Below are 21,151 nucleotides of genomic sequence, written 5' to 3' on the forward strand. Positions count from 1 at the left end.
TAATTCTTAGTACAATAGTAAATGTAAGAATTTTTCTAACAAAACTTTGAATAAAACGACCTAAACAGATTTTAAATCATGCAAATGCTACTCAACCGGCTCCATGTAAACATAGTAAGCTCCCCACTACCGCCCCTTCAACTTCCGCCGCACCGCCTGCTCGATTTTTCGAGCCAGTTTTTCCATGGAGGTAGCGGTTAACGGCTCTCCCCCGACATCCATAACGAGCGGGATTTTCTTGGTTTTATTCTGAACCAGGTTAGCCGAGAGGGTGATGAGTCCTTCTTCATCAACGGTATAACTGCCGACCACATAGTAGGCATCTTCGAGCCTGCCGATGTCAACGTACGTGTAGGCTGCTTTCGGCCCTTTGCGGGCTTCTTTGCGGAAGAGGCGTTCCATTTCAACCTCCAGGTCCAGTTCATCTTCAAAGGATTCGCGGTCAACTACCCGGCAACGAACGACGGTCGGCTTCGCCCCCGTGATGGGGATTTTTGTATTGTCGTTAAAGATGCCAATGGGGAAAGTTCCGGCCCGCAGCGGGTAATTCACCTGCGGCTTCTGGATGCCGTTAATGCTTCTGGCCAGGTCAACCACCCGCCCCTGAGCGTAATCAAAAAGGCGAGTGATGCCCACCATGGAGATGCCTTCTTCGTCCTTCGTAGTGGCCTGTCCGTTCATGCCGTTGAGCAGCGCGTAGGTGAGCAGGCCATGACCAAATTTACTGGCTTCGTAGCTCACCATATCACCGGCAGAACCGGTGAGCAGATAGAGGCCGGTGCGGTCACTCATCTGGGTAAGTGCTCGGATCTGTGAGCCGTTGAGGTCCTTGGAGCCCAGAGAAATATCGTCAATGATCTGCCCGGAATTACAGGCGTCGAGAATGAGGACCTGCTTGGCAGCGGGGATGCTTTTGAGCAAAGTGGTCAGCTCATCGGAAGCGATGACCGCATTTTTGGTGGCGGTTTCATCGCCAACGTTACCCGGGCGAACGTCGTAGGTCAGGTAGTGAAACTGATCTTTATCGTTGCTGCGGTAGGTTTTGCCGTGCCCGGAGAAGTAGACGATAACGATGTCTTGCGGGCGGGCTTTCTCACTCAGGGTTTTGAATTCGCGGACGATGTTTTCCTTGGAGGAAAAATCCCAGCGGATGTTTTCGGCTTCCAGATCGGTTTTCAGGCTGTCGTTGGTGTTAAGACAAACAACGTCTACTTCTGCGTTTGAGCAGAAGAGTTCACAACCCACCATTTTCAGGGCGCGACCCATCATTTCGGCGTCAACGTCGGGGAAGGAAAGGTCCATTGATTCGCCGGGCTCATCGGTGTAATCCGAAGTGCCGACGCAGAGGACGTAGAGCTTGGCGTCGAGATAATCTTCCCGGCTCAGGGTTGGGGTAGGGCTGTTGTCATTCGTCGTGCCCCGGGCTTTTGCCCCTTCGGGGTAGATGTACTCCGTTTCGACGGGAGAGCTGCGCAGCGAGGCTTCCTTATTGTAGGCCCGCACACTCAGCACATTGTCGTGAAACATAAAGGACTGATAGCGCTTGAGGTCGAGTGAAATGGAGGTGGCCCGGTCCGGATTGATGTCTTCCTCGAGTTCCTTGTCGTTCAGGAAGAGCGCGACTTTACCAATGTCACCCGTGCGGGCGCGGAGGCGCAGGTGCAGGGAATCGTTACCCACCGTCATTTTCTCTACTTTAGGGTACAGGTCCACCTGGTCGAGCCCTTTGATCGAGCGTAGGGGGCGCTTATTGTAGCCGAGTAGCTGTTGTAGCAGTCCCGGAGAATAGAAGCGTTCCTTCATCTGCTCCAGCTCCACAATTTCTTCCCCGCCTTCCCCGTCGTCCACCACGTAATAGAGCAGACTCATGGCCCGGGGAGAGGCATCAAAAAGATTGTTGGGCCCAAGGACGACCCACTCCAGATCATTGATCAGGACCAGGGTGACGATGAGCTCTCCGCTGGCGAGGTCCCAGATTTTCATCGTCCCGTCGTCGGAGGCAGAAATAAGGCGCTTCGCCCCTTCGGTAAAACTCAGACTATTGACGGATTCGGTATGGCCGCTCAGGATTGAATAGAAGGCTCCTTCCTTGTCAAAGAAGAGGATGTCTCCGCCCCGGGTGCCAATGGCGATGGTGGAATTGCCGTAGATGGCGTGGGTCTGAACTCTCAGGTCCCGACCGCTGGTGATGGGGTCACTGAAATCGACCTCCTTGGTGGAGTGGATTCTCTCTCCCGTCCGATCGTTGATCGTGAATTTAGCCCGCTCCGCCGAGGGGTTTTTGATCTCGACGATTTCCAGCCGTCGGGTGGCGTTTAGTGCCCGCCCTTCGGGGGTGCCGGGGGGCGGGGCGGTGGCCCGCTCGATGGTGACGACGCCCAGGGTGTTAAGGTCCTTCCAGTTCCAGAAGTAACCGGCAAAAGATTCGGTGAAACTACCAACGGCTTTTTTGACCATGAAGATGCCATCATTGGTCTGCGAACCGTCTACCCGTTCCACGACGGCAGCGTGGGCGCTGAGGCTGTCCCAGGCCGTGCCGGATTCCGGGTGGAGCAGATAGACCGTTCCCCGTAAATTAGGGTAGAGCACGAAGTCTCCTTCCGGAGAATAAATAGCACCGGGCAGGGAATCGTTGATGATGACGGCCTTGGCGGGGTAGGGGTCTTTGTAGGTGACGTCGAGCTCATTGGTCTCGAGGTTGTAGCGTTGCTCAATGGATTTCCGCCGTCGGCCACCGGTGAAGCTGTGGACGAGCAGGAACTTGCCGGAGGGGTGAACGTCGCTGATCGTTTTCCGGGTGGGAAGTTCTGCAACGCCGATTTTCTTCCCGTTGAGCAAATTCCAGAGGTGGTATATTCTCGTTTTTCTGTCTTCTCCTTCCAGGCTCAGGTAGCCGAATTTTCCCGGGCCGATAAACTGTAAAGCGCCCGTGCTGTCGGGGAAATCCTCCAGGGTCACCCGCTCCGCGGGGGCATAATCGGGGTAAGCCCATCGCTTGAGGGTAGAGTCGGATAACTGGTAGAGGAAGTCTCCGCCCGGTACAAAGCCCTGAGCGGGGAAGTCAATGTCCAGCGTATCGCCACCCCGGACACAGCCGGGGGTAAGGCGTCCTTTCTCCAGGAAGTACTTCCCGTCTTTGCTTACGTTTCCCTTGTTCAGGCTGAAGTAGCCCATGCCAATGGTATCGGTTTTACCGCGAACGGTAATGGTACATTCAATGACTTCTCCGCTGTTGAGGTCGATGTATTCTCCGCCTTTACGGTAGGCGACATTGACGGCGTCGCCGTAGGAAATACCCTCCACGGTGGCCGGCCGCAGGTACATGCCGTAGGGGCTGGGTACGGAGCGGAGAAGCTTGCGCTTGTTGAGATCCCAATGGAAAATGTTTGCGTCTTGTCCGGAGGTGATCAGCATTCCGTCGGGGCTGAGCTGCAGCGAGGTAACGGGCGTCGTATGCCCGAAGGGTACGCCCAGTCGAGGCGATTGGGCAAAAAGGAGGACCGGTATCGCCAGCAGGCCACAGAACAGGGCTGCACGAAGAATACGGGGGGTGCTTAGGGAATAACTCATGATTCAATCCTTGAAAAAACCTACTCTTTCTTTGGTGCCGGGTGGGGGTAGTGAAAACCTGTACTTTTCGCTGCCCTGCTCGTAAACTTTCCCTTGCACCTGCGCCAGCGCCCGAAAGCACCTAATGCCTTTACTCTTGTGCCTTGACCTTGCCAGCGTAAATCACTTCTTCGCCAGCCTTGTCTCTTACCACAAAGTAGTAAGTGCTGCTTTGATCCGGGGCCTTTGCCTCGAGTGCTACCGAAAAGGCCTTTTTACCACCAAAGCCCATCGGCGGTCGGCTTTTATCCTCAACGGGGCGCACCACCGTCGAATATAGGGGCTTTGCGGGGAAGTCTTCGGGATCGCTACTATAGACCTGAACGACAAAGCTGGAATCTGCCGGCAGGTTGGCGGCGAACAACTCGCCCTCGATCCGCAGCTGAGTTTCTCCTCCGCTGGCCAGTTGACTGGCCGACAGCTCGAAGTCATACACGGGGTTACTGCCCCGCTCAATAATCGCTTCCAATTCGGGATTGGCCGACGGTAAGGTGTTGCCACTGCCCAGAATGGCGGGCAGAAAAAAATAGGCCCCCAGGGCGATGGCCGCCAGACCGAGCACCGGCCATAACCAGCCCCGCCGGGCGGTGAGTTGGCGTACGGCTGCCTCCTGTGGAACCGTCGTTGCCTGGTAGGTTTCTTCCCCGGCCAGTTCTTCCAGCGTTTCCCGCAGAGCGAGCTCGCCGGGGTCGGCAAAGCTGGCCGCCAGTTGCCGGTGGAGGGCTACCTCCGCCCGCAGCCCGGCATCGGCGCTCAGCGCCGCCTCGAAAGCCGTTCGTTCATCGGCCGAAAGGGTTCCGCCGAGGTAGCCTTCGATTTTTTCATACTGTTCTTCCATGGCGGATTTAGTTTAATCGGAGTTCGGGAAAGCGGCGGTCCGCTTTAATGAGGGCAACCAGTTTTTCCTTACACTTGAATTTTTTCTTCTTGGCGTAGCCTACGCTACTGAGGTTGAGCTTTTGGGTGATGATGTCCATTTTTTCTTTCGCAAAAAACAGCTTCAATAACTGCTGGCAGTCTTTGCCCAGCTTTTTGAAGGCGTCCCAAAAAAGCCGCTGCTCTTCGGCGGCTTCCAGCTCTTTGGAGATGTCAGTCGTCAGCTGGAACTTATGATCATCAGTCAGCGAAACTTCTGTTCGTGACTTTTTCTGCAGCTGGTTTCCCCAGAGGTTCCGACAAACACCGTAGAGGAGTGTATAGAACTTGCTGCTCAGGATGAAGTCCGGCGATTTACTTTTTTTGTAGATGACAACCAGTGCGTCCTGAAAAATATCCTGAGCGTCATCCGCTGAGCCACCATTCAACTGAATGAAGCGGCTGATCCGGGGAAGGAATGCGCGATAGAGTTCGCGCAGCCCCTTTGGATCGTTGGTCAGGATGGCCTGGATGTAATCATTTTCAGTGGCAGTCATGCGAAGCTGTAATTTGGGTAAGACCTTTTCTGTTATGGGGTGAAGATAATGGTTGCTTCAGGAGCAGGAGTATTGATTTCGCTTAGCAAGAACTACTCCTGGGGGAATTGATGCACCGTGGCTAATCAGCCAGCCAGAGTGCATAGCGCCTTACTTTTTGTTCGGCATCAAAGATGAGAATGGTTTCATCATAGGCCCAGACTTCACCGTTGACGGCGGAGATGATCTTGTTCGGCTCACCGTATTCCTCCCGGATGGCTTCGGCAGTGCTGCCTACACCGAGGTCATCAAAGTTTAATTCATCGTAGCCCGGGTTGGTGATCATGAAGTACACATCCGGCAGGTTGAGTTCGAAACGAGGCTTGAAGCGGTAGATCTTGGCGTCCGTTAGTCCTGCCTTTTCGTTCCAGACCCGCAACTTGTCGTCGTCGAAAATACGCAGGTCTTTGGATTTGTTGATGGACTGGGATTTAACCAGAATGTCATCCTGCTCCAGGTCGCTAATGCTCCACTCAGGGCCATCAGAAGAGGAAGAGGGCAGTTCTTCGCCCTTGGCGATCTTCAGGTTAATGGCCGCGACGTTGCTATTGGCACTGGCTTTTTCCAGCAGGCTGATTCCCTTCGCCTTATCGCCCTGCTTAATGGTGATTAAAGCCAGCAGCACATCAGCATCGTGGCCGGTGTTGGGGAAGGTCTCCGGAAATTTTTCCGCTCTGTCGCGTGCTTCCACGTCGGCGTAGAAAGTAGCCCGGGTATAATCTTCCCGGAGGTAATACACGGTGGCCTGGTTGAGGTAGGCAGGGGCGTAGTCTGCATCCAGGCTGGCGGCGCTTTGGAAGTAATACAGCGCTTCTTCGAGCAACTTTTCAAAGAAGCCCGGGGGATATGCTTCAATGCCCTTGGTACCGGTGCCGAAGGAGAGATCAAGTTCCAGCGGTAACCGGAAGTCTTTTTTCCGGTCTCCCAGGCAGCTAAGTGCCTCCATCACCGTCAGGACGCCCAGGTTGTTATAGATCTCCCGGCCCTGATATTCTCTCAGGATGTATTTGTACAACACCCGCGCGTCAGCAAATCGTTCCACGGAAATCAGCAGGTTCGCTACTTCGAAAAGATCGATAAAGTTGTCCAGTTTTCGCTGGGTCGCCTGGGCCAGTTCCTGGCGTTCCTGCAGGGTTCCGTAGCCGAAAATAGTATCCTTGAGGCCGTAGCCCTCGTAAAGCTTACCGTACATTTCGGGAAGCTTATCCACGGAGTATCCCGCTGAGTAAGCGAGGAAGCCACCTAGATAATCGGACTCTGTCTCGTTAGAGAGCTTGACCAGCCGACTCCAGGATCGATCAATGGAATTAAGCAAGTCGTTGGCAAAGGCATTGGCCTCGGCATCATTGCCTAGCCGGGTTCTGACACCGCTGACGGCTTCGCCCGTTTTTTCGTCCTGAAACTCAGAGAGGATGTTGAAGTCAAAGCCGTGTTTCTCGTAGAAATGGCTGAGTTCGTGGCCTAATACAGCGGCCAGGGCATCTTCGCCCATTTCCATGCAGAGGTCGAAAGCTTTTTCTTCCAGGCCGATGCTCAGTCCGTCAGCTTCCATAAAAGCCAGAAATTTTTCGCCCGAGGCAATGTAAAAGGCCGGTGGGGTGAAGCGCCGGTCGCCCTTAGCGGCAATCAGCCGCTTGTAGACCCGGTTGGCAATCTCGAATTTGCTACCCTCCTCCCGCAACTGTTCCTGCTCGATGGCGGTGTTGGAGCCACCAATCATGCTGAAGGCGGTCTGAATTTCATTTTGCCCGTTGAGCAATGAAGCCAGGCAAAAAAGCATTCCTGTAAGTAGAGAGGTTACATTTCCGTTCATCATTGGAGGTAGCTTTGTATTTTTAGCATAAATTAAATACGGTCAATGAAGCAGGCAGTAACAAATAAATCCAGACCCTCCGGCTTCTTCTCTTTGGGAGGAAAGAAAGGCGTTTGGCTTCCGCTGCTGTTTCTGTATTTGATGATACAGCCGATGGTTACCCAGGCGCAAATCAGGGCTATTCGCCCTTTCTCGGGTGCTAAGGCACTCATTGTGGGTGTTTCCGAATACCGAGATGATAAAATCACTGATCTGGAGTACGCTGACGATGATGCAGAAGCCTTTGCCAATCTGCTAACCCACCAAACAGCCTGGAAGCTTGATGCCCAAGATATTGTTTTACTGACGAACGAGGAAGCCACCTACGGTAAATTCCTGGCGGAGCTTGATCGACTCATTGAAGAGGCACAGCCCAAAGAGCGCATCATCCTCTATTTTGCCGGCCACGGAGACGTGGAAGTGGTCTCCGAAAACAAGATGGGCTACCTGCTCTTTCACGATGCTTCCGCTACTACCTACGCCACCGGCGGAGCTTGCATGGTCAACACCCTGGACGATGCGCTGAGCCGCCTGATTCTGGAGAAAAAAGCGGAGGTTATCCTCATCACCGACGCCTGCCGTTCAGGCACGCTGGCCGGCAGCCAAAATGGTGGGCCGGCGGCTACCGCCGCCGTCATCTCCCAACTCTTTGGTAATACGGTCAAAATTCTCTCCTGCGAGCCCGATCAATCCTCCCTGGAAGACGATAGTCTTGATGGAGGCAGAGGCATTTTTTCCTACTACCTCATTAAAGGGCTGAGCGGTGCGGCGGATGAAAACGAGGACCGTTACGTCAATCTTCTCGAACTGGAACGATACCTGGTCGATGAGGTAATGGCTGCCTCCGGAGATCAGCAAATCCCGACTACCGCCGGTTCAAAAACAACGAAACTCTCCAAAGTAGACCGTGCTCAGGCTCCGGTGGCTTCCCCTACGGATCTGGCGAAAGCTGACCCCGTTTCTTTGGAAAGAGACACCCCCCTGATTGAAAAATTCGTTGCCTTCGGAGAAGCTATTGAGGCCAAAAACCTGCTCTACCCTAAAGGGGCTTCTGCCTATGATCTCTACCGCTCGATGGGCGAAAGTGCCGACGCCGTAGCCTTTAAAAAGGTGATGAAAATCAGCTTGCTGAGTGTGTTGCAGGAGGACGCACAGCAAGCGCTTAACGACTACGTTACCTCCCCGGGGAAAGAGCTGGGGCGCCGCTGGGCAAACGCGGATATTTATGATCGCTATCCGGAATACCTGGAAACGGCGGCAGAGCTATTGGGCACGGAAAGTAGCTTTTATGCGGACACCAAATCACGGGCACATTACTTCCGGGGGGTGAATCTTCGCTTACAAGCCGAACGTGCGGGCGGTAGTGACAGTCTCTATCAACTGGCGATGGCAGAACAAGACAAGGCGCTTGCGCTGCAGCCGGTAGCGCCGCATATTTATAATGAGAAGGGAATCATCTACCGTCATTTTAAAAACGGAGAGCAAGAACTGCTGGCTTTTAAAACCGCCAATGCATTGTCACCACGTTGGGGGCTGGCGTTGATGAATCTGGCGGGCACTTATAAGGAGCGCAAGGAATATGAGGAGGCGGAAACCCTCTATCGGGACGCCATTTCGCTCGATGAGGAATTGGCCCTGTCTTATTACAACCTGGCCAGGCTTTTTGAAGAGCAAAGAAAAATAGAAGAGGCCATTGAGATGTATTACGTGACGATCTCAAAGCCGTCACCGAACGCTAATGCTTATTACAATCTGGCTCGCCTGCTGTTATATGAAGAGGGGTTTCAGGACGCATCGGAAAGCCGGGAAATGATCAAGCGCTACGTCCGGCTGGAGCCCGAAGATTATTATGGTAAACTCTTACTTGCGGAAACGGAACTAAAGGTTGGTAGCCCCGAAAAGGCGGATAGCCTCTACTCGTCTGCCTTAAAGGATTCTCCCGACAACCCCTTCATTCTATATCCCATGGCAGTTCGGGATGAAGCAAAAAAAGATTACCCGGCAGCTATTGCCCGCTGGACGAAAATCATTGAGTTGCGGCCAGATCTCAGCCAGTTCAACCTGAACCTGGCGAATATGTACGTGAAGAACGGACAAGCTGAAGAAGCCATCACGGCACTGCAGGCACTGCTGGAAGCAGGCTACGACAACTACGCCGAGATAGGGCTACATGAGCGCTTTGCTTCGCTTCGTGATACGCCAGCATTTGTCGCTTTACTGGATAAGTATTTTCCAGACCGCTAACGATTTTTGGCGCGCCCGCAGGTGCAAGGAAAGAATAAAAAGCATAGGATGATCGCTCCTTGAGCTATTGCACGCTGCTTTTGAATATGATAAAAACGATCAGCGGTCAACATTCATGGCCGTTACGCCTGAATATTGACCGCTGATCGCTAAGAGTTTTGCGATGTAGTGCAAACAGCGTCATCGCTGATTTTTGGTAGAGATGACTTCTGTTTAAACCCTACTGTTCTAGTATGCCGTAGTCGTATTTGTAATACTTACTCATAGCTTTGACCAGCGGGTTTTTCTTATATTTCTTTTGCGCAATGGAGAGCCTCTGGAATGCTGCATCCACAAATTTCAGCCGGTCAAGAGTGGCGATTTCCATCAACAGCTTGCTGGCGGGACTGGCCATTTGATAGGCCTTGTCGCTGCTGAGGCGATCCAGCGCTTTGCCCACTCCGTCAGCTCCCTGAAACTCAACTTCCACTGGCCCTGAATTGATCTCACTGTTTCCTTTACTGCTTACCTTCCAGGAGTATTTACCTTTATCCGTAAGCCCTGCTTGTGCCGTCGTTACACTTAGGGACTGGCCCTTGGCCTCCTGGCGGAACACTACGTCACCTGAACTGTTCATCACGACAACTTCGTAAGCACTAATCCCTGTATTTCCTGCTTTCGGGCGCCAGCTAAAGTTGATGATCCCAGCGGCTATCTTCCCTTTCAGAGGAGCGATCGGCTTAATGCCGGATTCTTTGTCTCCGGCACCCGCCTGGGTGGGCTTGCTTGGTGGCTTTAAGGGAGAGTTCGTGGTCGTACTGTTGGTTGTTGATCCTGTTCCACCAGAACCGCCGGAGCCAAAGCCGGATCTTCTGCTTTGATTGAAAAAGGGGTGTTGAACTTGTTGCAGTTTGTCTCCCAGTATTTCCATGAAATCACTCTCTTCCAATCTGGATGACTCCATCAAGGGAGCTACCTCAAAAGTACCGGGCCCGGTGAGGTAGGTATAGCCATCATCGAAGAATACCCCCACGGTCGTATTCTTTTTCAGCACTAAAGTGCCCTCCTGGCCAAGCGCAGAGCCCGCCCGTACTTTCATTTTCTTCTTAACGCCAGGTTTTACCAGTTTGGCTTTGCCCACCTGACTGAATACCGTAGGAGACGGATCAGACTGTGCCATCAGCACACTGCAAGAAAGCAGGCTGATAAGCAGGATTTGTAAATATTTCATAGCTATGGATTTTAAAGTTCAGCGTTATAAATCACCCAGCGATCAAGCTGGTCGTTGGCGTTAAAGAAAAACAGAATATTAGCGTTATCGTAACGAAGGCAGATGCCATGCCGGAGGTTAATTGTTTTACTGGCCGGGCCGTATAAATTTTCGACCTTTTCGCGACTGTCACCTTCTCTTGCCCCTAGTTGGCTTTGACCGGCGTAGTCCGCACTGGTCTCCTGAAAGATAGCGTATTTGTCACCATCATCCGCAAAATGGAGCTCTACGGTACTGCTGGCGTAGGTTTTCTGACCGTTAAAAACGTTGCCGCTCAGCTCAACACTTTGGTCAACCTGAGGGTCGGCGAGGAAGTCATCCAGGTAGATGGAGCCAATCTTTTCCACCCCCTTTACGGGCGCTTGCCGACTGATGGCCTTCTCAGGGGTATTGCTTAGCAGGGCCAGGTTCCGCCTGGCCAGGTCGGGGCTTTGCTTTTGGCCCTGTTGGAAAAAGTCTTTTGCTTCCGACTTATCCCCCTGCAGCGCAGCGAGAATACCCAGTACGATTAATGCATCCCCTTCGGCTTTGGGCTGCTGGTACTTTTTAGCGGTTTTTATGGCTTTACGCGCCAGGTATTCAGACTCGTCCCACTCGTCTTCCAGCATGGCCAAAATGGCCATGTTCAGCATTGGGGTAGCTTCTTTTTTGCTTAGCCCGATGGCGTTTGCCAGAAACTGCCGGGACTTTTCCAGTAGTAATGATTTGCGTTCTTCTACATCTTTTGGCAGACGGGTAGCGAGCTCGTCCAGGCGGCTGCTTTGGTCCAGTTCCAGAGGAAGCACGTAAGGCATTTCTTCCGGTTCAATCAGGTCCAAGAGGGCCAGCGCTGCACTAACGCCTGCATTGTTGTATACCTCCGTACTCTGGTATTTGGTGAGAATGTGTTCATAATAGGCAATGGCGGGTTCGTAGGCATTAATCAGCGTCAGAAAGTTCGCTGTCTTGTATACGCCATGTAATATCTTCAGCTCTTTTGCTGTATTGTCACTAAGACGAATTCTCTCCTGTAAAGAAGGGTAGCCCGGTAGTTCATCCGGTAAACCATATCTCGCATAGGTTTCTTTCAGGAATTCAGGCATGAGCCCGTAACCGTCATACCCGGCTGAAATAGCCAGAATACCACCCAGGTAGTCAGCCTGGGTTTCCAGTTTGATTCCCTCATCCAGCGCTCCAATCTTTTCACTGGCCTCCAGCCCTTCATTAGCATTAACAAAATGGCGCGACCAGTCATGACTTTCATAGTAGTGCGTTAGCTCGTGCGAGAGCAACATAGCCAGCGCATTCAGGGAGTCTTTTCCAAAACTCCGGCAAATATCGTAGGCTTTTTCTTCTACGCCAATCTGTACTTTCTCCGGGTTCATCCAGGCGATGTACCGGCGACCTTTATTCATGAAGAGCGTTGGTTTCTTCTTTTGCATATCACCCCGGGCACGCACCAGGTCTTCATAGATCCGTTTGGTAACTTCCAGCTTATAACCAGTAACGGGTTCCGGGGCAAATCTTGACGATTCGCCACCATCAACGTAGGCGAAAATGGTCTCCTGAGCACTGCTCACATTGGCCAGAAGCAATAGGATAATGACAATTATCGGGAGTTCTCTGTTTGAGTGATTCATGATCGGAATTATTTAATGATGGCCTTAGCTTCTTCCGGAGCGTTCATCCGCGCCAGGAACGAAGCATAGACCTTCCTGTAAAGTTGATTGGTGGTGTCAGCTGCTACCAGATCAATGTAATGCTGACGAGCGGAATATAAGTATCCGGCTTCTTCGAGGGCATGAGGGATGAACAGTAATTGCTCGTCTGCCGTCAGAGATTTAAAGACGCGCTTCTGGTGAAGATTATCGATAAAAGTCGTAACCGCTTCCGGCTCGTAACTAAAGAATGTCTCCGGGGCCGTAATGGTCTCTCCGTCTTTATCGGCCGTAATCCGTAGTTGGTAAATGGCTTCAGGTGAAAGTGCCAGGTCAGCCAACGGGATAGAGATCTGGTTTGCCCGTGCCATGGCCGATAGCACAATCTCATCCGTTGAGCGGTCAATTATGCTTACCTGATAATGATGAACACCAGCAATGCTGTCCCATTGCAGCGGTAATTCGGGCACACCAAATACTTCGCTGAAGTAAGCGGCAAAGGCAATACTGTTTTCCTTATTTCCCCACCCTTTGATGCCTGCTCGGGTATTCGTCATATACTTCCGGTGATAATTTTCTACATCTTCCGCACTACTGGTGTTGGTTACCGAACTGCTGATGAAGTCCCAAAAGCGACTGATGAAACTGCCACTTTGAGTGGTGTTGGCAGCACTTACCATCTCCGCGATGTCTACTTCTTTGGGGCCCTCAAGGTGAATCTTACGCCCTTCGTAAACAACGTTCACAGAGCGCCCTTCACTTATTTTGAGGCGTCCTTCAGCCTGGAGGTTTTGCCCGGCAAACACCCGTTGGATGGGGCCATCTTCGGAAGCATATTCTATGCCACTGGCGGCACTGGTAGACAGTACAGTAATTGGCTGTCCGCTAAGCAGTAAAACCTGAAGCAGTAATGCTCCGGTAAGGGAAATTCTTTGTACCGTATTCATATCGTTATTGTTTAAGAGCGTCAGTCAAAGGGTATAGAAAATCAGGCGTCTCAAAAACAGGAGTAAAACATAGGGAAGAAAGATAGTAGATAGTGTCAGTTTAATTTGTCTAAGCCAGTAAAGGTTACCTATTCTTCTTCCCTCCTGTCATCTGGCGAAGGAGTAGTCGGAATAATCGGAGTTGGAGGTTGGAGGGGCTTTTCAAGATAAGCGTTAATATCTTCATCTCCCTCTTCTTCTAAAACAGCGGGTGATTTTTTTGTCTCCAAGGTCTCCGGTAATTGCTGCAGCAGAGGCACTCTTGGCCGAATGAGACTTTCGTAAATCATGATGAAGTCATAGGCAAGGACGACCGCAAGGATGCCCATGCCAAGATTAAGTTTTATCCGGAAATAGTAGAACAAAATGGCGATCAGGAAAAACATCAACAAGAATTCCACAAGCTGCAAGGCACGGGTGATGCCGTGAAAACCTTCATGAAATCTTCGGTATATCCACCGGATGAATACGACGTTGATATAACATATTAATAAAGAGAGCAGAAATGATATGCTCCAGGGAACATTGAAAATATACTGCTCATTGAGGATCATGCTCAACACATTGGCATGAATTACAATCCCGAACATGTCGGGAATAGACTTCGTATCGTAGCTTTTGTTGATCGGGGAATAGTGACGATCAATCAGTGGATTCGCCCACTCGTCCGAGGGGGCATATCCAACCAGCACAATCCGGTCTTTAAAAACGTCAACAAACTCTTTGGAAGTCAAAGAGTCCAGAACAACGTTGATGTCCTGTGAGATGAAATTCTCCTTGTGGCCGGAGAAGTAGATGTGCTCCAGTTTGTTTCTCCGCTTATTGAATTTTTGGGCTGCCTCCGGCTTGTATTTTTCCAAAATAGCGGTGGTGAAGGCAGGAATGTACCGCCCCTCAGCCATCTCTCCGGGGCTGAATACCCGAATGGTTTTGGTTTCATTACTGGGGTAATTGCCATATCCAATGGTGGCATGATCACTGAAAAAAGGATGTACAGCAGTTACGCCCTCAATGGTGTCATCGTCGGTGTTGTCATCCGCCAAAGAGCAGGCCAGGACAACTTTGGGGTTCGCCTTTATACTGTTTTGTAACAAGGTGTCTTCCGGAGCACCATAGACTTCGTCAAAATAGAAATCAAGACCGATGGCTGCTGCTCCCGCAGCCGTTAAACGATCTGTCAGATCCGCAATTCTTCGTCGGTCAGGTTTGCCGGAGTTGACAATTACAATCCGGTCTTCGTGGAAGTCCGTATCCTTAATGATGTAGGAATACACAATGTCCGTGATCTCGTACTCCTTGATCCCATTGTTGAAGGGATCAATGTAATGCAGGTTCAGCCGAATCGAGTTCAGAAGCCAAATGAACAGTATAATGGCTAACGAGACGATTATACAGTGCGGCCTGAGGAACCTTTTGATCATGTGTCAAATAAATGGAAAGAAAAAGAAGGCAAAATAAGAGAAGTCAATTATTTCTTCCTTTTGATGCCTAAATTTAGCGGAAGTTAAGCAACTTTCAATCTGTCACCATAAAACAACTCTTTGCTGTGAAATTTTTTCAGTTAATCCTAATTTTTGTGATGGTGCCGGGTGCTGTCTTTTCTCAGGACCTTCACGTGCATTACGACGCATATCAAGATAGTCTTCACTACGAGTTTCAGGGAAAGGTGGTTAGTCGTCCCTTATTACGCAAAGGAGGTAAGATTATCCTGCACGTTACGAACTACAACGACTACCTCTACGAGCTGGAGGTAAAGACCTCAGAAGAAAGTTATCAGGTGCCGTCGGCCGGGCTTGGTTCCATGCTTTTGGGTGGAGCCAACTCAGGTACTTTTGATCAGTTGCAAGGGCTCTTAGGCACCGGAGGCTCGGTAGGAAATATGTTTAAGAGCACCTCCGGTGGACAGGGGCCTCTGGGGATGGCCGGTGAAGATCAGGACAGAGCCGTGAGCGCTCAGGCGAAAGAACAGCTCCGGAAATTTAAGGAGGTAATGAAGGAAGTGGCAGAAATTGAAGAAGAGATCAGTGAGGTCGACAATGCTTTGCAACGAGAGCTGGAGGAGAAAAAACACTACGCCTTCATGCAGGAAGAAGTCTTCCGGCTAAAGACAAACACTACTCTGGCACCCAATATGATCAGAAGCCTCACGGAGGAATACCTGGAAAAGTTGTTGGACCTCAAGCCGGGCCGGGAGTTGGACCTGGATGACCTGATCAAGCAATCTGACGGCCAGCGCGCCTTTGGGGATAAACTTGATCGGCAAGAGATCAACATTGGCCACCTGGAAGGAAAGATGACGGAAGCAGAAGGCATTGTTCTGCTACTTAATACACTCAATTTACCGGCGGGCGAACAGAAAAACGTTAATAACTCCTTCGAAGCATTGACGGCCAAAACCAGCCAGCTAAACGAACAACTGCAGGCATTTCGGGCCGTAGTGCCTTCCCTGCAAGACCGCGACCTGGCTGCGCTAACTTCTCTTCGTTATCTGTACGAAGAAGTAAAGGCTCATTCTTTCTCTAAGCGGGTAACAATTGATGCGGACGCAGACCTGACCACGCTTGACATCAGGCTGGTTCCCCGGGATTCCTTCGCAGGAAACCTGTCGGCCAAGAGTTTCGCTCCGGTTAAAGTAGCGAGTTACGGCGGACTAAAAATCAACGCCAGCCTGGGTATCAGCTTTGGCAGCCTGTTCGAGCGCCCGGAGAACTATCTCGTGCGGGACGGGCAAATCTTCGGAGACGAACTAGACGCTTTTTCTCCTATCATCACGTCATTCGTGCATTTTTACCGACAGAGTAAAAACGATGTCTCTCTGGCGGGCACAATGGGCCTTGGCCTTGGCCTCGGCGGAGAGGGGGGCACCGGCCTGCAAAACTATTTCTTCGGCCCCAGCCTGATCATCGGCAAGGGGCAGCGGGTAACCCTCACCAGTGGGCTGATGGGGGCTAAGGTTGATCGCTTAGCTCAGGGGCTGGAAGTCGGTGACCCCTACAATGAGACAATTGTCCCACTTAAGTCAGTATATGAGCTGGGCTTCTTTTTTGGACTTTCGTTTAATGTGCTGGGGAATTGAGGAGGGGTGATTTCTCTGCTCTTCCACCTTCCTTTGCACCCGCGCCCCGGCGCCCAAAATTAGTTGACCTGGAAGAGCGCATTCGCAAACAAGAACTTCCCCTGTTCCCAAAAGCCGCGGTACAGTGGATTGTCGATCAGGTAAATGACGTTGCCGCGGCCCATGCCGTCTACGCCGAAAACCAGCGTTTCCTTGAGTTGCTTTTTGGCGCCGGTGCCGATGAAGCCGAAGGTTTCCGGATTCGTTCGTACCCGGCCGGCATTAACGCCACTATCGAGGTAATCGTACGCCGTACTGCCCGTCTTCAGGCTGTAGTACTTCTCGCCAATACCGAAAGACATCGGGTGGGTGTCATCCATTTCCACGCTGATGATGGCTCCCGGGTTATAGTTGGAGATAAAACGCCGTTCCGAACCTCCGTAGGGTAGCAGGCGCTCATCCACGCTGTCTTCCTCCTCTTCTTCAGCGGCCTCTTTGCGGGCCAGCGAAAAGCCGTCAAGCCGGCTCAGGCTACCATTGGCATTGCCGATAGCGATCAGCTTACCGCCGCCGCGGACCCAGTCCGTCAGGGCCTCCTCGCTGCCGCTCAGATCATAGCGGCCGTCGGGTAGCACGAGAATGTCATAATCCCCCGCAGCGATACTGGAAATATTATCCGGGTAGAAGATGCTTACCGGATACTTCAGGTCCTGCTCGAAGTAGTACCAGACCTGACCGAACTGGTTAGGGTTAACCCGTTCTCCTCCCAAGACGGCTATTTTGGGAGCACCAACGAGCTGGTAATTACTACTGCCCAGGTCACCGCCGGAAACGCTGAAGCCGGTTTCCAGTACTTTGACGTCTACTTCGTGCTCGCGCGCCAGGCGGCGCACGGTTGCGGTGAAGTTCTCGTTTTTGCGGTTGTCCGCCCGGGTTATAATAATGGCCCCGCCGGAGAAGCTCTGCTGCCCGATGGTAAAGTCTCCCGTTGCCGTGCGGGCCTGCACGCCGGCCGCTACTGCGGCCGCCAGGAAAGAGGCAGAACTCAGGTCTTCCCAGTCCACTACGTAGGCATAGGCTGCCGAAAGATCTTTGCCTTCCAGCGGGTTCTTGTACGCTGGCAGCTCAAAGGCTTCTGTTTTGATGCTCAGGCGCTCCCGGCTGGCGTAGGCATCCAGGCCGTAGGCCATGGGGACAGACCAGCCGGTGATATCATACGTCACCGAGTCTTCTACGTATACATCCGGATCAAAAAGAACCTGTGTCAATACGGAGCGGGGCTGATAGGCAGAAATGACCAGGTCACCAGCTTCGGCGCCTCCGGCTACGTCGCGGCCTTCCCGGTAGCTATACATGCTTTTTCCCAGGGTGGCGGTGGCTTTGGCGTAAGCAATCCCGTTACGATCCAGTAAATTGATCAGGTTCCGCATTTTGCCCCGGGGCGTATCGCCACTCACGATGTAAGTCAGATATTCTCCCTGTGGTTCTTTGACGGCATTCTGGAAATAAGTGCGGAAGTTAGCCGTCAGCCGGTCGCTCTCTTTGCTGGCAATTTCAACGGTGCTCAGGGAGGTTGTACGGTGGTGAGCCACCCGGTCGGCAAGCGTCAGGGTATCACCGTTGGGCAGATCAATGGCCCGGCCGGCCCGGCTGTGACCACCCTGCTCGTAGGTCATCCCGATGGCACCGTTGAAGGTTGGCCAGGTGTCTCCGTAGCTGGGGTACAGCAAATCAAAGCGTTCGCGGGTGAAGTAAAGCCAGCCATTTTGGTCGAAGTAGCCGGCGTGGTTTTTGCCGATTTCAGTCTGGAAATCCTCCTGCCAGTCGGTGATGTATTCGTGATAGGGCGCGGCCGCAGGTGCAAAGTAATAGGGGCTGGTATAGCCTTGCTCGTGGAGGTCAGCGTGAATGTGTGGCATCCACTGCTTGTATTTTACCATGCGTTGGCGGCTCTCTACCTGGGTCTGCCAGGCCCAGTCGCGGTTGAGGTCAAAGAGATAATGGTTGACCCGGCCTCCGGGCCAGGGTTCGTTGTGCTCTCTGGCGGCGGGGTTGGGGTCCAGCAGCAAGGTCGCATTCTGCCGGTACCAGTTAGTGTAGCGGTTATATCCGTCGGGGTTGATGCTGGGGTCGAGGATGACGACGGTGTTTTCCAGCCAGCGGCTCGTCCGCTCATTGCGCGGGTTCACCAGGTCATACAAAACGCCCATGCTGGCTTCTGAGCCCGCCGCTTCGTTACCGTGGACGCTGTAGGACAGCCAGACGATCGCAATGTCGTTTAATTCCGGGTCCGTGTCTCCGGGGAGTAGTCCGGTAGCCCGCAGGTTATTCTCCCGGATGGCCTCCAGCCGGTCCATATTCTTTTTGGTGCTGATGTAGGCCAGCAAGAGCGGACGGTCTTCGTTCGTCCGGCCATACTCCTCCAGCATCACCCGTTCACTCTGCCCGCTGACCAGCTGGAAATAATCCACCAGCATATGGTGGGGCGTGAAGGTCTCGCCTAACTCATGGGGAAGAAAATCATTCGGAGGAGTGATTTGAGCCGAAAGAGAAATAGCCAGTGGTAGCAGTAAGGTCAGGAATAGCGCGCGCATGCTGTGGGGTTGGGGAGTCAAACAGAAGCCTAAAGCTACGATTTGCGGGGAAATCCTGGGGGGCTACGGCTCGCATTCTCCCCTTTCACTCCTTCGTCCCTTCCCTCCTTTACGCTTTCGTCCCTTTAGCCCTTTACGCTTTCTTCCCCTTCCCCCCTTTATTACCGATACATCCCCGAAGCTCCCAATTCCCGCGCCACGGCCTCCGGCACCAGGTACCTGATGCTATGCCCTTCCTGAATGCACTTCCGGATGTAAGTGGCCGAAAGGTGCATCAAGGGAGCGTCGTGAAAGTGAACACGCGGGTGATCGGCCAGCTCCCCGGCCTCGTAGCCCGGCCGGTTGTAAACGTGAATGTCGTAGTCCCGAAGCAGAATCTCATAGTTCTTCCATTTCGGAAGAGTAGGCAGATTGTCTCCCCCCATGATCAGGCTGAATTCCCGGTCGGGGTGCTTCTCCCGCAGTACGGCCAGGGTATCAATCGTGTAAGATGGCTTGGGCAGGTCAAATTCTACCTTACTCGCCCGCAAGCCGGGGGTGTCTCCAATAGCGAGCGTTACCAGGTGGTAACGGTCGTGATCACGGGCGAGGGAAGATCTCTTTTTAAAGGGGTTCTGCGGACTAACCACCAGCCATACCTCCTCCAAATCCGTTTGACTCGCCATGTAGTTGGCAATGATCATATGCCCGACGTGGACGGGGTTAAAAGACCCGAAAAACAGACCGGTTTTGCGTTGCGCCATGGATTGGTTTTGTAAAAGTAGTTCTGCAAAACTACGGTAAGATCTCTTAGTAGGCCGTCGGGAAATTATAGTCCCGAATCAGGAAAAATCCTTCGTCCCCTTGCTTCTGGTACAGCGGCATGAGTAGGTAGCCGTCCGCGGGGCAAAGGATCTCTCCGTTATTGTCCCTGGCCAGTGGCAAGCCCTTGCTTACTTTTTGGAAGTTGCTGAAGCCGGGGTTCATCACAAAACCATCACTGCCGTCTTTGCTGATGCGGTGTACATAGACGAGCTCCGTCAACAGGGGCAGCTCTCCGGCTGCCTCCCGCAGTAAAGTGTCGTGATAGGTTCTGACGTCTTCCTGGCGGACACAACCTACGGCTCGCAGCAAATTGATCGTTGCGGCCAGCGACAGCTCAATGGCGGCCGGATCGTTATGCTCGCCGGCTTCAAAGGAGATGGCGCGAACGGGGAAGTTGGTCGCAAAATGATTCCCCCTGAAATAATGCAAGGTGGTGCCCTGCAAGCCACTCAAAATGCCCTTAATGACGGGCACACTCATCTCCGCAGCCAGCAGAAGACTGGGCGCATCATCTCCCGTAACGGAAAAAATCCCTCCTCCGGCGGTCGTGGTGTGCAGGTCGAGTAATACCAGTTCGCTTAAGGGAGCCTCTTCTACTGCCGACTCAATGGCGGCCAGCAATTCAAATAACTCTCTGTCTTCGGAAGTGGCAAAGTGCGTGTCTCCCGGCACCCTTGGATGCCAGATCCGGTTCAGGTCAGTATCAATGTAGCGTTTTCCGGATTCCAGCGCCGCCAGGTTACCACGCAGGGCCAGTAGTTCGCCCTTGAAGGTAAAGCCGGGGTTGATCAGTGGTTCTTCGTCCAGCAGGTCGAAGAGTTGCTCCAGCGCGCGGACTCCTGCCGGCTCGTTTCCATGAATCCCTCCGATGGCTACCACCAGCGGGCCTTGCTCCGTACCCCGGTAGTGGCCAATGACTCTGCCAGATGCTACTGTGTCTTCCATTCCCTAAAAATAGAATAAGAGAGCCATCCATTGGCAAAAAAAGCCAACAAAGTAACCCATATAAATCTGTGTGTTATTGTGTGCACCCAGAGCGAGTCTGGCGGAGCCCACCAGGCCGGCAATCAAGACGATCAGGATCACCAGCAAACCAAGGCTGAGGGTTATGCCTCCCATCCCGATACCCTGGCTGCCGAAAAAGAGCATGCAAATCATCGACATTCCCGCCAGCCCTCCCATACCAATGGTGTGCAGACTTACTTTGTCGAGCACATTAATGACAAAGGCGATCGCCAATGACATAACAACACCCAGTAAAAAGGAGGAGAAAATAGTGGGCACATCGTTGCTTTGGCTGAGGTTATAGTAGACCCAGAAATAGAGTACCATGACCAGCAGGAGAGGGCCAATCCGTTCCATTCGGTCTTCCATCATGACGCTGCCAACCATGTTGAGCAACACCATCAGCAAGACCGATATTAAGGGAATGACGAAGGTGTAGAGCACCAGCATCACCAGTGTAATAATGGCTCTTTGATCACCAAGGTCGTTAGAGCCAAACAGAAACGGGTTGATCACCATCAGCAGCACGTACATGTACGTCGGGATCAGTAATGGGTGAAACAGCCCGCTGAGCGCCAGGGCCCACCAGGGGCGTGGGGCGGCGGTAGCTTCGGCCGATTGGGGAATATCTTCCATGGGGCGAAGATACTTCACGGACTCGTTTT

The 21,151-nt window shown here is 52.5% G+C and carries 14 protein-coding genes; 2 read left to right on the top strand and 12 right to left on the bottom strand.

Features of this window, described 5'->3' with window-relative positions; translation table 11 throughout:
* Positions 1-126 precede the first annotated feature (126 nt).
* The 4 genes from BM123_RS02435 to BM123_RS02450 form a co-directional block, all read right to left on the bottom strand.
* Complete coding sequence (locus BM123_RS02435) at positions 127-3,570, bottom strand: caspase family protein (RefSeq protein ID WP_090165231.1); 3,444 nt, start codon at positions 3,568-3,570, stop codon at positions 127-129.
* 130 nt (positions 3,571-3,700) lie between these two features.
* A complete protein-coding gene (locus BM123_RS02440; RefSeq protein ID WP_090165232.1) occupies positions 3,701-4,447 on the bottom strand; it encodes an anti-sigma factor in 747 nt (248 codons plus the stop codon).
* A 7-nt stretch (positions 4,448-4,454) separates the two neighbouring features.
* Positions 4,455-5,021, bottom strand: coding sequence for an RNA polymerase sigma factor (locus BM123_RS02445; protein WP_090165233.1), 567 nt, complete (start codon positions 5,019-5,021; stop codon positions 4,455-4,457).
* Positions 5,022-5,142: 121 nt separating this feature from the next.
* Complete coding sequence (locus tag BM123_RS02450; protein ID WP_090165234.1) at positions 5,143-6,876, bottom strand: M48 family metalloprotease; 1,734 nt, start codon at positions 6,874-6,876, stop codon at positions 5,143-5,145.
* A 42-nt stretch (positions 6,877-6,918) separates the two neighbouring features.
* Here BM123_RS02450 and BM123_RS02455 point away from each other — a divergent pair, with 42 nt between their 5' ends.
* Positions 6,919-9,156, top strand: a complete 2,238-nt coding sequence (locus BM123_RS02455) for a caspase family protein (RefSeq protein WP_090165235.1) — start codon at positions 6,919-6,921, stop codon at positions 9,154-9,156.
* 220 nt (positions 9,157-9,376) lie between these two features.
* Here the strand turns inward: BM123_RS02455 and BM123_RS02460 are convergent, their stop codons facing one another.
* The 4 genes from BM123_RS02460 to BM123_RS02475 all read right to left on the bottom strand — a co-directional run bounded on the left by BM123_RS02460 (position 9,377) and on the right by BM123_RS02475 (position 14,449).
* Positions 9,377-10,366, bottom strand: a complete 990-nt coding sequence (locus BM123_RS02460) for a hypothetical protein (protein WP_090165236.1) — start codon at positions 10,364-10,366, stop codon at positions 9,377-9,379.
* Positions 10,367-10,377: 11 nt separating this feature from the next.
* Positions 10,378-12,024: a hypothetical protein gene (locus BM123_RS02465; RefSeq protein WP_090165237.1), complete on the bottom strand. Its 1,647-nt coding sequence runs from the start codon at positions 12,022-12,024 to the stop codon at positions 10,378-10,380.
* An 8-nt stretch (positions 12,025-12,032) separates the two neighbouring features.
* Positions 12,033-12,989 (bottom strand): hypothetical protein, encoded by a 957-nt coding sequence (locus BM123_RS02470; RefSeq protein ID WP_090165238.1) that lies wholly within the window; start codon positions 12,987-12,989, stop codon positions 12,033-12,035.
* 128 nt (positions 12,990-13,117) lie between these two features.
* Positions 13,118-14,449, bottom strand: coding sequence for a CHASE2 domain-containing protein (locus BM123_RS02475; RefSeq protein WP_090165239.1), 1,332 nt, complete (start codon positions 14,447-14,449; stop codon positions 13,118-13,120).
* Positions 14,450-14,574: 125 nt separating this feature from the next.
* Here BM123_RS02475 and BM123_RS02480 point away from each other — a divergent pair, with 125 nt between their 5' ends.
* Positions 14,575-16,104 (top strand): hypothetical protein, encoded by a 1,530-nt coding sequence (locus tag BM123_RS02480; protein ID WP_090165240.1) that lies wholly within the window; start codon positions 14,575-14,577, stop codon positions 16,102-16,104.
* A 59-nt stretch (positions 16,105-16,163) separates the two neighbouring features.
* Here BM123_RS02480 and BM123_RS02485 read toward each other — a convergent pair whose 3' ends face one another.
* From BM123_RS02485 to BM123_RS02500, 4 genes are all read right to left on the bottom strand, one after another.
* Entirely contained in the window at positions 16,164-18,677 is a 2,514-nt protein-coding gene (locus BM123_RS02485) for a M14 family metallopeptidase (protein ID WP_090165241.1), read from the bottom strand.
* A 161-nt stretch (positions 18,678-18,838) separates the two neighbouring features.
* Positions 18,839-19,420 (bottom strand): nicotinate (nicotinamide) nucleotide adenylyltransferase, encoded by a 582-nt coding sequence (nadD, locus tag BM123_RS02490; RefSeq protein ID WP_090165242.1) that lies wholly within the window; start codon positions 19,418-19,420, stop codon positions 18,839-18,841.
* Positions 19,421-19,466: 46 nt separating this feature from the next.
* Positions 19,467-20,426, bottom strand: coding sequence for a succinylglutamate desuccinylase/aspartoacylase family protein (locus tag BM123_RS02495; RefSeq protein WP_090165243.1), 960 nt, complete (start codon positions 20,424-20,426; stop codon positions 19,467-19,469).
* Between the two features lie 3 nt (positions 20,427-20,429).
* Positions 20,430-21,122, bottom strand: coding sequence for a hypothetical protein (locus BM123_RS02500; RefSeq protein WP_139211731.1), 693 nt, complete (start codon positions 21,120-21,122; stop codon positions 20,430-20,432).
* Positions 21,123-21,151: the final 29 nt, after the last annotated feature.

It is taken from the genome of Neolewinella agarilytica (assembly GCF_900110645.1).
GTDB classification, from domain to species: Bacteria; Bacteroidota; Bacteroidia; order Chitinophagales; family Saprospiraceae; genus Neolewinella; species Neolewinella agarilytica.

Coding starts and splice junctions, on each gene's coding strand:
- BM123_RS02435 (WP_090165231.1), bottom strand. CDS start 3,570: ATGAGTTATTCCCTAAGCACCCCCCGTATTCTTCGTGCAGCCCTGTTC.
- BM123_RS02440 (WP_090165232.1), bottom strand. CDS start 4,447: ATGGAAGAACAGTATGAAAAAATCGAAGGCTACCTCGGCGGAACCCTT.
- BM123_RS02445 (WP_090165233.1), bottom strand. CDS start 5,021: ATGACTGCCACTGAAAATGATTACATCCAGGCCATCCTGACCAACGAT.
- BM123_RS02450 (WP_090165234.1), bottom strand. CDS start 6,876: ATGATGAACGGAAATGTAACCTCTCTACTTACAGGAATGCTTTTTTGC.
- BM123_RS02455 (WP_090165235.1), top strand. CDS start 6,919: ATGAAGCAGGCAGTAACAAATAAATCCAGACCCTCCGGCTTCTTCTCT.
- BM123_RS02460 (WP_090165236.1), bottom strand. CDS start 10,366: ATGAAATATTTACAAATCCTGCTTATCAGCCTGCTTTCTTGCAGTGTG.
- BM123_RS02465 (WP_090165237.1), bottom strand. CDS start 12,024: ATGAATCACTCAAACAGAGAACTCCCGATAATTGTCATTATCCTATTG.
- BM123_RS02470 (WP_090165238.1), bottom strand. CDS start 12,989: ATGAATACGGTACAAAGAATTTCCCTTACCGGAGCATTACTGCTTCAG.
- BM123_RS02475 (WP_090165239.1), bottom strand. CDS start 14,449: ATGATCAAAAGGTTCCTCAGGCCGCACTGTATAATCGTCTCGTTAGCC.
- BM123_RS02485 (WP_090165241.1), bottom strand. CDS start 18,677: ATGCGCGCGCTATTCCTGACCTTACTGCTACCACTGGCTATTTCTCTT.
- nadD (WP_090165242.1), bottom strand. CDS start 19,420: ATGGCGCAACGCAAAACCGGTCTGTTTTTCGGGTCTTTTAACCCCGTC.
- BM123_RS02495 (WP_090165243.1), bottom strand. CDS start 20,426: ATGGAAGACACAGTAGCATCTGGCAGAGTCATTGGCCACTACCGGGGT.
- BM123_RS02500 (WP_139211731.1), bottom strand. CDS start 21,122: ATGGAAGATATTCCCCAATCGGCCGAAGCTACCGCCGCCCCACGCCCC.